This is a genomic window from Peribacillus sp. RS7 (genome assembly GCF_041956845.1).
Taxonomy (GTDB): Bacteria; Bacillota; Bacilli; order Bacillales; family DSM-1321; genus Peribacillus.
The window spans coordinates 3,261,038-3,274,126 of the sequence record NZ_CP168135.1; the positions used below are offsets into that span (position 1 = coordinate 3,261,038).

Here is a 13,089-nt window from a genome sequence, read left to right on the forward strand (position 1 = left end):
TCTATTCACCTGCTTTCTGAAGATGTTCGGCTAAATACTGGCTATATTGAAACGGTGCGCGATGAATATCTTTCATGGTCTCCGGCTGAAGTGCCTGAATGATTTTCCTTCCGGGCTTCGAGTTAATATCCATTATCCATATTTGGCCTTTTTTATCGATGCCTAGATCAATCCCCAACTCGAATAACCTTTCAAAGACAGCTTCGGTTTTTACGGGCAGGGTGCGAAGGATATGCTGAATCTTTTGTTCGACAGCATTCGAAAACGTTTCCGGGTTCCTTTTGTTGAAAGTATCCAATGAAATGGCTTCCCCGCCTGTGGCAAGATTTGAGGTAATTCCATCCTTTTGTCCCGTACGAATTCCGCGTCCCCGTTCCATCCATTGATTCTTCTCGTTTTTTTGAAGTAAGATCCGTAAATCGAATGGCTCGTTATTTTGGTTGCGAAGTTCCAAATATGGCTGGCAGAGGTAACGGTATCGATTTAATAAATGCTGCAGCCATTTGTTAAGCTGAGATTTGGAGGAGAATTGGCGGTCATATTTGGTGCCCTTTTTCGTCATGGAAACCAAGGTCCCGTCTTCGGTTTTTGAAAGAAGATAGATTCCTGTACCACCTGCACCGAATTCAGGTTTGATGATGATTTTATCCAGGCGTTCCAAATGACCGGTAATATCTTCAGGTGTCGTCACTTTTACGGTCTCTGGAAAAAATGCCTGCAGGTGTGGATGGTTTTTTAGGATTTGGTACACTTCCCACTTACCAGGAAGGCCCAGCCCTAAGAAATTCGAGTTTTCTTTTAACCAATCGATTTTGTGTCGTGTTTCCGTAGACTCACGGACTAATCCGTGAAAACAGCGATCATATACAAAATCAGGTAAATCAAAAGATGTGGTGATCCAAGTTTCGTTCTCGGCATCAAAACGCTCGCCGCGCACTTTTTTCAGATCCATATCAATATTTTCCGGTGAGAATTTACAAACTTTCATATTAAATGATTTAGCGTTTTTGGCTATTTCGGTGAAGTAGTTGTTTTCATGTGTATCCGACGCGGCCATTAATCCTATTAACACGTGCTAGCAACTCCTTTTATCGATGGTTTTCGCGGTTAAGGGCAAGCATGAAATCTATGATGGATTTTACTGATGGACGAAACGTTTCATAGTTGCCATGAAATTTTTTCGAAGGTTTTGAATTCACTTCGATGATCCATGGATGGCTATCGGTATCCAGTGCTAAATCGATACCTAGCTCACCGAATGAATCGTCATGGTTTTCGACCAAGGCCTGGGCAGTGTTGTTAGCCAGCCGTACGAGCTTTTGATATATGCGGCTGGCGTCCTGAAGGTCAAATGCTTCCTTTAGAAAATCCGGCCCATTTTTCATCAATCCGCCTTGTGCAAGATTGGAAACGATAGTACCAGGGTCTCCAATCCGGGCAACCATTGATGAAACTTTCCATTCAAGCTGATCGTTCCGGTGAAGAAGTATGCGAAAATCAACTTTTCTCTGATCGGTTTCGAATAGGGAAATCCCTTTTTGAAGAATGAAGGCTTGTTTTCTGGAAAATATTTTTAAGGTTTCGTACAACTTTTCATCCGTATCAGCAAAATGTACATCTTGGAGATGCCCGGATTGCTCGATTTTCCATTTTTCAGCCACTTGCGTTAATCTGCAAATATTCCTGCCTTGGCTGCCTGATGTGGGTTTAAAGTAGATTACCGAATGCTTTTCTATAAATGTCAAGAAAGATTCCTTTTGGTTAAAAAGTATCGTCTCTGGCAAATTTGGCAACAGGTCATCTTCTAAGATTAGCAGCTCATGTACATCATGTTTGGAGAGGAACCTTCCATTGAACATCGGTATTGACCGTTCCTCCAGTTCAGTTTTAAATAGCTTGAAAGAATGCGATTCCTCAAGTTTGCGCGAGTGTATCCGGTTATAAAAAACATCAGGAATGGGGAGGGGCAAGGTTTGCCAGCCATCTTGCCCTGGCAGGTAGCCTTCCACAACTCCATCTTGAAGAGACTGCAATTTTACTAAATAGAAGGGGACGCCCTGCTGATTACAATATGATTTCATTTCCTGATAAAATTTTTCCATCTCGCCGAATGTCCCGTCTTGCAAGGGAGTCTGGTTCATGAGTGAAGCGAAGAACGGGCCTATTTTAATTGACCGTCCCTCCGCATGGTATGAGACGGAGATTGGATCGGATAAAACGGGTAAGGATAAAGTTTGGTTCATATCATATGAAAGTTTCAATGTAGGCTGGGATGACGGGAACGGCTGGACAAGTACCGGGACCGAACGGCATCCAGCCATGATCGTCAAGGGTTCTCCAAATTGAAGGCCCCATTCCTCAAATAGTTTTTCTTCGATAAACAGTAGCGCCTTCTTTCTAGTCTCTGCGGGATTTACCGTAATGAAAACTTTCTGATGGTTAAGGTTCATAATAATTCCCCGTTTGCACTAAGTTTGATATCCTTTTATAATTTAATGATGGGCAAATGTGGATAACACATTCTATGTTTTTTTAATTAGAAGGTGTCATCAAGCCTCTATTTAAGCAATAAAAGGAGAAATTTCATGGGTGAGTTTTGGGTAAAGATACTGTTTATGGTCGTCGTAGGTGCTGTAATAGGTGGCTTCACTAATTTATTAGCTATCAGAATGCTGTTCAGACCTTATAAACCAATCTATATTTTCTGGAAACAGTTGCCGTAGACACCAGGGTTGATTCCGAAGCGGCAGGATGAGTTAGCCAAACAGTTAGGCAAATTGGTGGTTGATCATTTAATCACCCTAGATAGCATTCAAAGCAAAGTCATCAATGATGCCTCTATACAGAATATGAAAATTTTTGTTCAGGCAGAAGTAAAGAAAGCATTGTCCACGGAAAAAAGTGTAACTAAATTGCTTGATCAATTGGGAATGAAGAATTCGTCATTCACGTTAGACCAGAGGTTACAAGCATTCATTCTTGGTAAATATGAAACATGGTCGGAAGAGAATCGGAGCAAGAGCCTGAAGGATATCGTCCCGTCTCACATTCAGCAAAAAGCCCTCGACTCGATTCCTGATTTGTCACGTTTCATCGTGAAAAAGGGAAAAGAGTATTTTGGCAGTGCAGAAGGCAAAAGCCGTCTTGAAGATATGTTGGATGATTTTTTCAAGGAACGGGGTAAGTAAGCTGATCAATTTAATTCAGATGTTCATTGGAAACGAAAAGTTAATTGATAAGATCCAACCGGAAATCATTAAATTCTTAGAACAATCTCGAACAATTGATACATTGTCAGTGATGATGGTGAAAGAGTGGGGAAATCTCGAGAAATGGGATGTAGAGAAAATCGAGGGAATGATTGGTAAGGAAACGATAAAACAATGGATTAAAGAAAAAACGGCAGAAATGATGCCTCTCGCTGGTATGATGAATAACCCGGTTCGTGAATTGAATGCCAATTTTTCGAACAGCATTGTGGAAAAGGGTGTCCCGATCTTCGTGGAAGAGCAAGTTTCGTCATTTTCGGTGTCCCGGCATGAGGACATGGTCGTTTACATCACTAAAAAGGAATTGTCGATGATCACATACCTTGGGGCCTTACTTGGTGGAATCATCGGATTATTTCAAGGTTTCGTAACTGTTTTGATAGGATGACGTGTAATTCGCAATCGGATTTGTTATAGTGGAAAAGGTGTAGGAATACAATGATTACCGGGAGGGGAAATACATGAGTAACGTATATGATGCAGCGTATGAAATGGAAAAGGCGATTAGGGCAAGTAATGAATATGCGGACTTGCAACGCTTATATGATCTTGTGAATTCAGATGAAGCAACAAAAGGAATGTTTGAAAACTTCCGTAATCTTCAAATGTCATTGCAGCAAAAGCAAATGATGGGACAGGAGATTGCTCCAGAAGAGGTTGAGCAAGCACAAAAGACGGTACAGCTTGTCCAACAAAACCCAACCATTTCACAATTGATGGAAGCTGAACAGCGTATGAGCATGGTCATCGCAGACCTCAATAAAATTATCATGAAGCCGCTTGAAGATTTATATGGCTTGCCTGAACAACAGCAATAAGCAGTTGGAGACTCCCTTCTATAATGGTTGGGAGTTTTTTTTGTTCCCGAAATGTACCGTATGCAAGGGGTGTGAACTACTATTTGTTCTACTCTCTAAATTTTAGTCATAAATTTTAAAGAGGATATTACAGATGGGGGAGATCAGCATGGTATATCGTCTACTTGCGGTCAATATCGACGGGACATTGCTCCAGTCAAATGGACGTTTAAATAAATCGACAAAAGAAGCAATCGATTATGTACACCAAAAAGGTGTCCATGTTGCACTTGTGACATCAAGAAACTATCACTCAGCAAAAAAAGTGGCCAAAGCCCTAAAAATAAATCCGATGATCGTTGCTCAACAAGGAGCGTTTGTCGGAGCTTCCATTGAAAAGCCCATTATGGTAAAAAGAATTTCTGAAGAACTGACTGCAGAACTCGTGCAAATGCTTGAAAAGACCACATGCCAAATTTTGCTCATTCATGAAAAATACTCGCTGGGCAATCGGGTGAACCTCCCGGAGAATTTGCTTGGCAAAACGGTTATGTATTTGAATGATCAAAATATTTATGCTCAAAATTATGTGGATGATATCAGTGAAGAGCTTATTGACAATCCGATGGCCCCGACGAAAATGGACATAATATTTTCAGAAAAAAGTGATCGAAATGAAATGCTGAAATTGATAAAGGAAATGTTCCCAGAGGTGGATGCAATCTTACATCCGGGCCATAAGCTGACAATTGTTCCAAAGGGCGTTTCCAAATGGAGCGGTGTATTGTATTTAGCTGATCATTTAGAGGTGAAAAGAACGGAAATCGTCTCGATTGGAGATGGATTGGATGATTTGGAGATGATTGCGGGTTCCGGTCTGGGTGTTGCCATGGGCAACGCGGATGAGGAAGTAAGGAAAGTGGCAAAATGGGTGACGCGCTCCAATGATCAAGATGGTGTTGCCTATATGCTTAGGGAATTTTTCCGGAAACAGCATCCAATCGATTTTCTGCAGAAGATGAATATGCTTAAGTGAATGGTGGGGCTCCTTCATATGGAAGGGGCCTCATTCACATTATGCCGCTTTGCAAGGCTGTTATTTTTCATAAATAATTCTAAGCAACTTTCCATAAACTAAAGGAAAATCAGTAATGGAAAGGAAGAATTCAAAATTCAATGGGTATTATCAATGCGAAAGAAGTACAAGTCGGTGACGAGGTGTTTGTAATTTATAATAATCCCCATGTTCCTACCGTTTCGAATATAAGGGCAGCGGAAATTGTCCCACATCCAAAAGATCCCAATGCAGTAGCCTTATTCCTGAACGAAACATTTCATACGATTGAGGATGATGATGCTTTGTTCTCTTCGGAAGCCGCTGCGGAAAAAGCATACAGTGATTATATGGATAACCACGATCAGATGTCTTGAAGTGGTGTTTACTTCTCTGTACTGGGAGAGAATGAACAAATGAAAGCCCCTGCTTTAAAGTGGGGGCTTTCATTTGTTTATTGGCTTGAAGCATCGAACACACGCAGCATTGCATGGATTTGCCCCATAAAAGTCCCGAACTCACGAGTAATGCTCAATTCACGAGTAAAAGCCCGGAACTCACGAGTAACGTTCGAAACTCATGAGTAAAAGCCCGGAACTCACGAGTAACGCTCGAACTCACGAGTAAAAGCCGGAAACTCACGAGTAAAAGCCCGGAACTCACGAGTAAAAGCCGGAAGCTCACGAGTAATGCTCAATTCACGAGTAAAAGCCGGAAGCTCACGAGTATTTGCTTCAAACTTACGAGTAAACGCACCCATACTCACATGTCAGGAAACTTTGGTGATTAAAACAACATATTTGACTGGTAAGTTGCCGACTTAAATCTAAAAAACTGTCACTCATTTTTCAAGAAAAATAGAGTGACAGCTTGTGGATAAATCAGTTAGTAGATTTTTTAATGAAGAGTTTCATTGCGTGAATTTGTCCTATATGATTGGCTTCGTGCAGGACTACGAAATTAATGAATTCTCCAACTGTTTCCATTCCGTTGAAAGGTTGTGCAGCTTTTTCTGTCAATCGTTCCTCCGGAATTTCAAGAAGACGACCAAGTTGTTCTTGCAGTTGTTGCTTTAAAACTTCAACGGATGGTACATCCCCGGTCCAGTCGGCGGGTTTTGATCCATATCCGAATAACTGGCCGTAATTCTCTGGCAAATTACTGTTGGAGTTCAATAAAAATTTTTCCGCTGCAGTAAGAACATGTCCAAGGTGCCAATGGATCGTATTATTAAAACCTTCAGGCTGCACATCCATAAATTCTGGATTGATACCCTCTATTTCTTTTAAAAGATTGCTGCGCATGGCTGTCAACTGATTTTTCACATAATTCATTTTACATTCCCCTTTCAATCCTTTTTTTCAAAACACTATCTCATGAAATTATAGCAAGGATATTTCAATATTATCAAATTTTAGATAAGTCTTTTCAAAAGGGGAAGGCTTATCAATTTACAATTAATTTCATTTTAAGGGTTGTAATTGTCAGATAATTTATTATAATTAAAATAATGTTAGGTAAACTTACATAACTATGTAAAGTTAAGGAACGGAATGTTGGATCGGATAATGGTAATTGATTGAAACGGTGCATTGAAAGAGTTGCAGCCGAACTTAAGGGGTAGGTATTTTAACGGTATAGATTGGTAAAAGGAGAGAGGGTATGCGTTTAACAGCAAGAGAACAGGAAAAGTTATTGGTTGTAGTGGCGGCAGATTTGGCACGAAGGCGAAAAGATCGAGGCTTGAAATTGAACTATCCGGAATCCATTGCCCTGATTACCTATGAAATTGTGGAAGGGGCCAGGGATGGGAAATCCGTATCGGAATTGATGCAATTTGGAAGGACGATTCTTTCCAGTGAAGATGTTATGGAAGGGATCCCAGAGATTATTCATGATATTCAAGTTGAGGCGACGTTCCCGGACGGTACAAAGCTTGTGACAGTTCATAATCCGATTCAGTAAAGGGGGAATTCCATGATACCAGGTGAATATATCTTGAAAAAAGAACCGGTCATATGTAACGAGGGAAAAAGTCCAACGGTCATAACTGTCATCAACAGGGGCGACCGTCCGATACAGATTGGCTCACACTTTCACTTTTATGAAGTGAATCCTGGACTGGAGTTCAATCGTGAGGATGCTTTTGGGAAAAGACTAAACATTCCTGCCGGTACAGCTGTCCGTTTTGAGCCGGGGGATGCGAAGGAAATCGAGCTGGTTCCATTCAGCGGCAAGAGGGAAGTTTATGGATTAAGCAATAAAACGAATGGTCCGCTTGATAAGGAGTGAAAATATGAGCCATGAAATGTCACGTAAGCAATATGCCGACATGTTTGGTCCGACAACAGGAGATTTAATTAGATTGGCAGATACCGAGCTTTTCATAGAAGTGGAAAAGGATTTTACAAAGTACGGTGATGAAGTGAAATTTGGCGGGGGTAAAGTAATCCGTGATGGTATGGGGCAACATCCAACCGCTACAAGAGATGAAGTGATGGATCTTGTTTTCACCAACGCGATCATCATCGATTATACCGGCGTTTATAAGGCGGATATCGGCGTGAAAGATGGAAATATTGCAGCTATCGGAAAAGCGGGAAATCCCCTATTGATGGATGGGGTGACAATGGTGATAGGAGCCGCTACCGAAATAATTGCAGCTGAAGGAAAAATCGTTACTGCCGGAGGGATTGACGCCCACATCCATTTCATTGCCCCGCAGCAAATCGAGACTGCACTATCAAGCGGGATCACGACAATGATCGGCGGGGGAACCGGACCTGCAACGGGAACGAATGCCACGACTTGTACTCCGGGAGCTTGGAATATACATAAAATGCTCGAAGCGGCAGATCATTTCCCTATGAACCTTGGTTTTTTAGGCAAAGGCAATTCTTCGGCCAAAGAACCGCTTGTTGAACAAATAGAAGCTGGTGCGATCGGGTTGAAATTACATGAAGATTGGGGTACGACGGCTGCAGCGATCGATACTAGTTTAATAGTGGCAGATGAATATGATGTTCAAGTGGCGATTCATTCCGACACGCTAAATGAAGGTGGTTTCGTCGAGGATACGATCAAAGCCATCGACGGCCGTGTCATTCATACATATCATACCGAAGGAGCGGGCGGGGGACATGCCCCTGATATCATCAAGGCGGCTAGTTACCCCAATATTCTCCCGTCCTCGACGAACCCTACCCGTCCATACACGATCAATACGTTGGAAGAGCATTTGGATATGCTGATGGTATGCCATCATTTAGATCCATCCGTTCCGGAAGATATCGCTTTTGCCGATTCCCGGATAAGAAAAGAGACGATTGCCGCTGAAGACATTCTGCATGACCTGGGCGTTTTTAGCATGATCAGCTCCGATTCCCAAGCAATGGGCCGTGTAGGTGAAGTTATCCTGCGGACATGGCAGACAGCCGATAAGATGAAAAAGCAGCGTGGCAAAATGTTGGAGGAGGCAGGGGAAGGAGACAATTTCCGTGTTAAGCGTTATGTTGCAAAATATACGATAAATCCTGCAATCACACATGGAATCTCTGATGTCGTCGGATCTGTGGAAGAAGGGAAATTCGCGGACTTGGTGCTATGGGATCCTGCCTTTTTCGGGGTTAAACCGGACATGATTCTAAAAGGGGGCATGATTGCGCACAGTATGATGGGGGATCCGAATGCCTCGATTCCAACGCCGCAACCCGTGTTATATCGCCCGATGTTTGCAAGTTTTGGAAAGGCCGTTGCGAGTACGTCGATTACGTTCCTGTCAAAAGCGTCATATGAAGCTGGAATTCATGATGACCTTGGGTTGAAAAAAATAGTGAAGACTGTCTCGAACATTCGCAATCTTACAAAAAAAGATATGCAGTTAAACGGGGAGACCCCCGTTATAGAAGTTGATCCGCAAACATATGAAGTGACGGTGGATGGTGATTTAATTACGTGTGAGCCAGCGGAAATCCTGCCGATGGCGCAACGATACTTTTTATTCTGAGGTGATGGCATGATAGTTGAAGAAGTATTGGGAAATATAGAGTTTATTGAAAAAAAGGCGAAGCATATGGAAAAGGTTTATCTGGAAAGCGATGCATTAAGAAAACGGATACTAAGGGTTAAAACGGATCATGGAAATGAAATTGGGATACGCCTTAAAGAAAACAAGGATTTGATGGATGGGGACATCCTTTATATGGATGAAAATAATATGATTGTGATCCATACGATAGATGACGATATTTTGACGATCATGCCTACAACCCTAGGGCAGATGGGCGATATAGCGCATCAATTGGGAAATCGCCACTTACCTGCCCAGTTTGATGGCGATGAAATGCTTGTGCAATATGATTACCTGGTGGAAGAGCTTTTAATGGAACTGGATATACCGTTTCGCCGTGAAAAGAGAAAGGTGAAGCAGGCATTCCGTCACATCGGCCATTCACATGATTGAACGTTTGTTTCCGTTGATCCAGCTTTGTGATTCCAATTTTCCTTCTGGGTCGTTCTCCCATTCATTCGGGATGGAGACCTACATTCAAGAAGGGAAGGTACATGATGCAGCTTCTTTAAAGGCGTTTTTGAAGGTTTACATTACAAAATCTTTAACCTATACAGATGGACTGGGGTGCCGGCTTGCATATGAATTCGTAAGTAGTCATAGGGCTGAAGGAATATGGGATCTGGATGAGAAGCTTTATGCCGTATGTTCGGCCCGGGAATCCAGGGAGGCCTCGAAAAGAATTGGACAGCAGATGGCTAAACTATGCTCGAACTTATATCCGTCCGAAGAGTTATCGGCATACTTGAAGAAAATCCAAGGAAAACAATGTTATGGACATCCGGCCATTGTATTTGCGCTTGTATGTACCGAACTGAATATTACCGTAGAAATGGCCATTCATGCCTGTTTGTATGCAGGCGTATCCTCGTTGATCCAAAATGCAGTAAGAGGAATCCCTTTGGGTCAGACAGCTGGACAATCCCTCTTATTATGGACACATGATATTATCCAGACAGCTGTTGCATTCATTAAAGGACTTCCGGAGGATGAACTCGGACGGACACTGCCGGGATTGGAAATCGCTCAAATGAGGCATGAGCAATTACATGTAAGACTATTCATGAGTTAACCAGAAAAGAGGTGACAGATTTATCTCATATGGAGGTAAATCGATATAGATGAAACAAGTAGTCAAAATAGGTGTAGGCGGCCCGGTTGGTGCCGGAAAAACGATGCTTGTCGAGAAGCTGACACGGGTAATGGAAAAGGACTTCAGCATGGCAGTTGTAACGAATGATATATATACAAAAGAAGATGCGCTGTTTTTAATGAAAAATGGTGTACTTCCTGAAAATCGCATCATCGGTGTGGAAACTGGCGGCTGTCCGCATACAGCGATACGTGAGGACGCTTCGATGAACTTTGCAGCCATTGATGAATTGATGGAACTCCATCCGGAACTGGATTTGATTTTTGTGGAGAGCGGCGGTGATAATTTAGCGGCGACCTTCAGCCCTGAACTCGTTGACTTTTCCATCTATATCATTGATGTCGCACAAGGGGAGAAAATCCCCCGGAAAGGTGGCCAGGGAATGATTAAATCGGATTTATTCATCATTAATAAAACGGACTTGGCCCCGTATGTAGGAGCAAGTCTGGAAGTGATGGAGAGGGATACATTAACGACCCGAGGGGATAAACCTTTCTTTTTTACTAACTTAAAAGACGAAAAGGGATTGACTGATGTCGTGAACTGGATAAAGTCAGAGGCATTTCTTATAGGACTTGAGCGTTGAGTTGGACAGGCAGCATTCGCTTAAAGGCGGTACTGAAAAATGATCGTACAATAGTGAAGGATACTTATTATGACGGGGCATTCAAATTGTCCCGTCCTGTGTTTCTTGATGAACTTTCACCTACCTACTTTCTCATTCATGTTGGAGGCGGCTATGTAGGTGGTGACAAGTACCATCAGCTTTTTTGTTTGGAAGAAGGGGCTACAATGACGTTGACAACACAGTCTGCGACAAAGATATACAAAACGATGGATGAGCCGGCAGTGCAGGAAACCGAGCTGGTATTAAAAAAGGGGAGTTTTCTTACCTATGTGCAGGACCCTGTAATTGCCTATGAATCTGCTCGATATATTCAGGATACGACGATACATATGGAAAGCGGGGCGGGATTGTTGCTGACGGATATATTTACACCGGGATGGTCAGAGAGTAAGACGAAATTTACATATGATTGGATCCGCTCCAAACTAAACGTGTTCCATGATGGTAAAAGGCTGATAATGGACCACTTGCTTCTGAATCCTTCAGACGAGATGGACTCTGTGCTCTTATTGGAAGGATACAGTCATTTTGGCTCATTATTATTGATACATGAAGAGGTGGATGGGGAAATCATTAACGAACTGGATGAAATGCTTTCCCCGTTAAGAAGCAATGTTAGAATAGGTTTTTCCCGGCTGCCAATACGTGGTTTCATACTGCGGATATTAGCAAATCAAACTCAACAGATAGAAAAGGTATTTTCTGTTTGTGAGGATCTATTCCGAAGGAGAGTCCTGCGGGAGGATGCAATCTTTTATCGTAAATATTAGCAAAGGGAAAGGAGGGGTTTTATGGAAATGAGTTTATTGCTGGTTTTGGCGATTGGATTTGCATTAGGCATCAAGCATGCCCTGGAGCCCGATCATATCATTGCCGTTTCTACGATTGCGAGCCAAAGCAAGAAAATATGGAAATCTTCACTTGCAGGCGTATTTTGGGGAATCGGCCATACACTTACTCTTTTGGTGTTCGGTGTCATCCTGATCCTTTTGAAAAACGAAATTCCGGAAGCTTGGGCAATGTCATTGGAATTTCTTGTGGGAATCATGTTGGTGTATTTAGGTATCACGACGATTTTTTCTTGGAAGCAAACTGAGCAGCATGACCATACAGGCCGGGCTACCTATCTGAAATCGATGTTAGTGGGAATTGTCCACGGACTTGCCGGCAGTGCTGCAATGGTCCTTCTAACTATGAGTACGATAGATGCAGCGTGGCAGGGGGCAATCTACATTATCATATTTGGTGTAGGTACTTGTATAGGCATGCTTCTGTTCACCACGATTTTAAGCATCCCCTTTGTCACAAGTTCTTCTTCCAAAAAAGTCAATCGTTCACTCATCCGGTTGACTGGTGTGATAAGCACAGTTTTCGGTATCTATTATATGTACAATCTGGGCATCAACGAGGAACTATTTTCTGTTTGGTTTGGTTGAATGCAGGCTATCATCCCAAGGGATACCGGGGGAAGGAACTCTCAAGTCAAAAGCTTGAGGGTTTTTTTGCTGCTAATAAATCAATAAACATTGCTATAACTCTTTTGGGTGGACTAGTATAATGAAATATATTGGATAATTAATCCACTTAGGTATGAGGAGGTGGCATTTAATGAAAAGGAAACCATTCCTGCTTGCACTTAGCCTATTAGCAATAACGTTAACTGCAGGTTGTACAACAAAGCAAGAACATATTTCCATTCAAAAATATGAAGGGAAAAACTACAAATTCGAAGCATATAAAGAAAAGATAGAAATGGGGAAAACAGAAAAAACAAAAGAAATAGTAAAAAATGCTGATTGGGAAGAATTTACATTGGAAAAGGATCATTCTAAGGCGGACTTCATCTTTTATTTTAATGATGAAAAAAGCGAGGGTAAAATAGCTGTATTTTATGTTTGGGTAAATACTGATGAAAATATTGTAGAATTGACGAAGGATGAACATAGCCAGTATGTACAGTTAAATAGAAAGGATTCTGAAACTATATTAAGACTGCTGCATTAATGAAAGGAGGAGATCCGTACTTTCAAAATTCCAGACAAGCATCTTTATATTGTATTTAGAACTCTCATGTGCCCGAATATCATCAGAGTTAGAGTTATTTAACGTAGCCGGATTT

At 41.9% G+C, this 13,089-nt stretch carries 19 protein-coding genes; 15 read left to right on the top strand and 4 right to left on the bottom strand.

Annotation, left to right across the window (positions count from 1 at the left end; all coding sequences use genetic code 11):
• Position 1 precedes the first annotated feature (1 nt).
• Positions 2 to 1,072, bottom strand: coding sequence for a YheC/YheD family protein (locus tag ACDZ29_RS16370; protein WP_289317579.1), 1,071 nt, complete (start codon positions 1,070 to 1,072; stop codon positions 2 to 4).
• A 16-nt stretch (positions 1,073 to 1,088) separates the two neighbouring features.
• Complete coding sequence (locus ACDZ29_RS16375) at positions 1,089 to 2,141, bottom strand: YheC/YheD family protein (RefSeq protein ID WP_289324029.1); 1,053 nt, start codon at positions 2,139 to 2,141, stop codon at positions 1,089 to 1,091.
• Between ACDZ29_RS16375 and ACDZ29_RS16380 the strand changes: the two genes are divergently transcribed.
• From ACDZ29_RS16380 to ACDZ29_RS16405, 6 genes are all read left to right on the top strand, one after another.
• Positions 2,140 to 2,346, top strand: coding sequence for a hypothetical protein (locus ACDZ29_RS16380; RefSeq protein ID WP_289324030.1), 207 nt, complete (start codon positions 2,140 to 2,142; stop codon positions 2,344 to 2,346). The genes ACDZ29_RS16375 and ACDZ29_RS16380 overlap by 2 nt on opposite strands.
• A 386-nt stretch (positions 2,347 to 2,732) precedes the next feature.
• Positions 2,733 to 3,188 carry a DUF445 family protein gene (locus ACDZ29_RS16385; RefSeq protein ID WP_375088176.1) on the top strand — a complete coding sequence of 152 codons (456 nt, stop codon included), beginning with the start codon at positions 2,733 to 2,735 and terminating at the stop codon, positions 3,186 to 3,188.
• Positions 3,160 to 3,657, top strand: a complete 498-nt coding sequence (locus ACDZ29_RS16390) for a DUF445 family protein (RefSeq protein WP_375088177.1) — start codon at positions 3,160 to 3,162, stop codon at positions 3,655 to 3,657. Before ACDZ29_RS16385 ends, ACDZ29_RS16390 begins: the two co-directional genes overlap by 29 nt.
• 73 nt (positions 3,658 to 3,730) lie before the next feature.
• On the top strand, positions 3,731 to 4,087 hold the full coding sequence (locus ACDZ29_RS16395; protein ID WP_034314741.1) for a YlbF family regulator: 357 nt from the start codon (positions 3,731 to 3,733) through the stop codon (positions 4,085 to 4,087).
• A 148-nt stretch (positions 4,088 to 4,235) separates the two neighbouring features.
• Positions 4,236 to 5,102 (top strand): Cof-type HAD-IIB family hydrolase, encoded by an 867-nt coding sequence (locus tag ACDZ29_RS16400; protein WP_370014165.1) that lies wholly within the window; start codon positions 4,236 to 4,238, stop codon positions 5,100 to 5,102.
• 140 nt (positions 5,103 to 5,242) lie between these two features.
• Complete coding sequence (locus tag ACDZ29_RS16405) at positions 5,243 to 5,497, top strand: transcriptional regulator SplA domain-containing protein (protein WP_370014166.1); 255 nt, start codon at positions 5,243 to 5,245, stop codon at positions 5,495 to 5,497.
• Positions 5,498 to 5,651: 154 nt separating this feature from the next.
• Here the strand turns inward: ACDZ29_RS16405 and ACDZ29_RS16410 are convergent, their stop codons facing one another.
• Positions 5,652 to 5,804 carry a hypothetical protein gene (locus tag ACDZ29_RS16410; protein WP_375088178.1) on the bottom strand — a complete coding sequence of 51 codons (153 nt, stop codon included), beginning with the start codon at positions 5,802 to 5,804 and terminating at the stop codon, positions 5,652 to 5,654.
• Positions 5,805 to 6,001: 197 nt separating this feature from the next.
• Positions 6,002 to 6,454: a DinB family protein gene (locus tag ACDZ29_RS16415; protein ID WP_370014169.1), complete on the bottom strand. Its 453-nt coding sequence runs from the start codon at positions 6,452 to 6,454 to the stop codon at positions 6,002 to 6,004.
• A gap of 328 nt (positions 6,455 to 6,782) precedes the next feature.
• Here ACDZ29_RS16415 and ACDZ29_RS16420 point away from each other — a divergent pair, with 328 nt between their 5' ends.
• The 9 genes from ACDZ29_RS16420 to ACDZ29_RS16460 all read left to right on the top strand — a co-directional run bounded on the left by ACDZ29_RS16420 (position 6,783) and on the right by ACDZ29_RS16460 (position 12,974).
• Positions 6,783 to 7,085, top strand: coding sequence for an urease subunit gamma (locus tag ACDZ29_RS16420; RefSeq protein WP_289317572.1), 303 nt, complete (start codon positions 6,783 to 6,785; stop codon positions 7,083 to 7,085).
• A gap of 12 nt (positions 7,086 to 7,097) precedes the next feature.
• Positions 7,098 to 7,412, top strand: coding sequence for an urease subunit beta (locus tag ACDZ29_RS16425; RefSeq protein WP_375088179.1), 315 nt, complete (start codon positions 7,098 to 7,100; stop codon positions 7,410 to 7,412).
• Positions 7,413 to 7,416: 4 nt separating this feature from the next.
• Complete coding sequence (gene ureC, locus ACDZ29_RS16430) at positions 7,417 to 9,126, top strand: urease subunit alpha (protein WP_375088180.1); 1,710 nt, start codon at positions 7,417 to 7,419, stop codon at positions 9,124 to 9,126.
• 9 nt (positions 9,127 to 9,135) lie between these two features.
• Complete coding sequence (ureE, locus tag ACDZ29_RS16435) at positions 9,136 to 9,582, top strand: urease accessory protein UreE (RefSeq protein ID WP_289324038.1); 447 nt, start codon at positions 9,136 to 9,138, stop codon at positions 9,580 to 9,582.
• Complete coding sequence (locus tag ACDZ29_RS16440; RefSeq protein ID WP_375088181.1) at positions 9,575 to 10,261, top strand: urease accessory protein UreF; 687 nt, start codon at positions 9,575 to 9,577, stop codon at positions 10,259 to 10,261. The genes ureE and ACDZ29_RS16440 overlap by 8 nt, the downstream gene beginning before the upstream one ends.
• A gap of 49 nt (positions 10,262 to 10,310) precedes the next feature.
• A complete protein-coding gene (gene ureG / locus ACDZ29_RS16445) occupies positions 10,311 to 10,928 on the top strand; it encodes an urease accessory protein UreG (protein WP_370014172.1) in 618 nt (205 codons plus the stop codon).
• Positions 10,925 to 11,740 (top strand): urease accessory protein UreD, encoded by an 816-nt coding sequence (locus ACDZ29_RS16450; RefSeq protein WP_289324041.1) that lies wholly within the window; start codon positions 10,925 to 10,927, stop codon positions 11,738 to 11,740. The genes ureG and ACDZ29_RS16450 overlap by 4 nt, the downstream gene beginning before the upstream one ends.
• 21 nt (positions 11,741 to 11,761) lie before the next feature.
• Entirely contained in the window at positions 11,762 to 12,406 is a 645-nt protein-coding gene (locus ACDZ29_RS16455) for a sulfite exporter TauE/SafE family protein (protein ID WP_214743531.1), read from the top strand.
• A gap of 172 nt (positions 12,407 to 12,578) precedes the next feature.
• Positions 12,579 to 12,974: a hypothetical protein gene (locus tag ACDZ29_RS16460; protein ID WP_289324043.1), complete on the top strand. Its 396-nt coding sequence runs from the start codon at positions 12,579 to 12,581 to the stop codon at positions 12,972 to 12,974.
• The last annotated feature ends 115 nt before the right edge of the window (positions 12,975 to 13,089 follow it).

Coding starts and splice junctions, on each gene's coding strand:
- ACDZ29_RS16455 (WP_214743531.1), top strand. CDS start 11,762: ATGGAAATGAGTTTATTGCTGGTTTTGGCGATTGGATTTGCATTAGGC.
- ACDZ29_RS16395 (WP_034314741.1), top strand. CDS start 3,731: ATGAGTAACGTATATGATGCAGCGTATGAAATGGAAAAGGCGATTAGG.
- ureC (WP_375088180.1), top strand. CDS start 7,417: ATGAGCCATGAAATGTCACGTAAGCAATATGCCGACATGTTTGGTCCG.
- ACDZ29_RS16400 (WP_370014165.1), top strand. CDS start 4,236: ATGGTATATCGTCTACTTGCGGTCAATATCGACGGGACATTGCTCCAG.
- ACDZ29_RS16440 (WP_375088181.1), top strand. CDS start 9,575: ATGATTGAACGTTTGTTTCCGTTGATCCAGCTTTGTGATTCCAATTTT.
- ACDZ29_RS16405 (WP_370014166.1), top strand. CDS start 5,243: ATGGGTATTATCAATGCGAAAGAAGTACAAGTCGGTGACGAGGTGTTT.
- ACDZ29_RS16420 (WP_289317572.1), top strand. CDS start 6,783: ATGCGTTTAACAGCAAGAGAACAGGAAAAGTTATTGGTTGTAGTGGCG.
- ACDZ29_RS16375 (WP_289324029.1), bottom strand. CDS start 2,141: ATGAACCAGACTCCCTTGCAAGACGGGACATTCGGCGAGATGGAAAAA.
- ureG (WP_370014172.1), top strand. CDS start 10,311: ATGAAACAAGTAGTCAAAATAGGTGTAGGCGGCCCGGTTGGTGCCGGA.
- ACDZ29_RS16380 (WP_289324030.1), top strand. CDS start 2,140: ATGAGTGAAGCGAAGAACGGGCCTATTTTAATTGACCGTCCCTCCGCA.
- ACDZ29_RS16425 (WP_375088179.1), top strand. CDS start 7,098: ATGATACCAGGTGAATATATCTTGAAAAAAGAACCGGTCATATGTAAC.
- ureE (WP_289324038.1), top strand. CDS start 9,136: ATGATAGTTGAAGAAGTATTGGGAAATATAGAGTTTATTGAAAAAAAG.
- ACDZ29_RS16415 (WP_370014169.1), bottom strand. CDS start 6,454: ATGAATTATGTGAAAAATCAGTTGACAGCCATGCGCAGCAATCTTTTA.
- ACDZ29_RS16460 (WP_289324043.1), top strand. CDS start 12,579: ATGAAAAGGAAACCATTCCTGCTTGCACTTAGCCTATTAGCAATAACG.
- ACDZ29_RS16390 (WP_375088177.1), top strand. CDS start 3,160: ATGATTTTTTCAAGGAACGGGGTAAGTAAGCTGATCAATTTAATTCAG.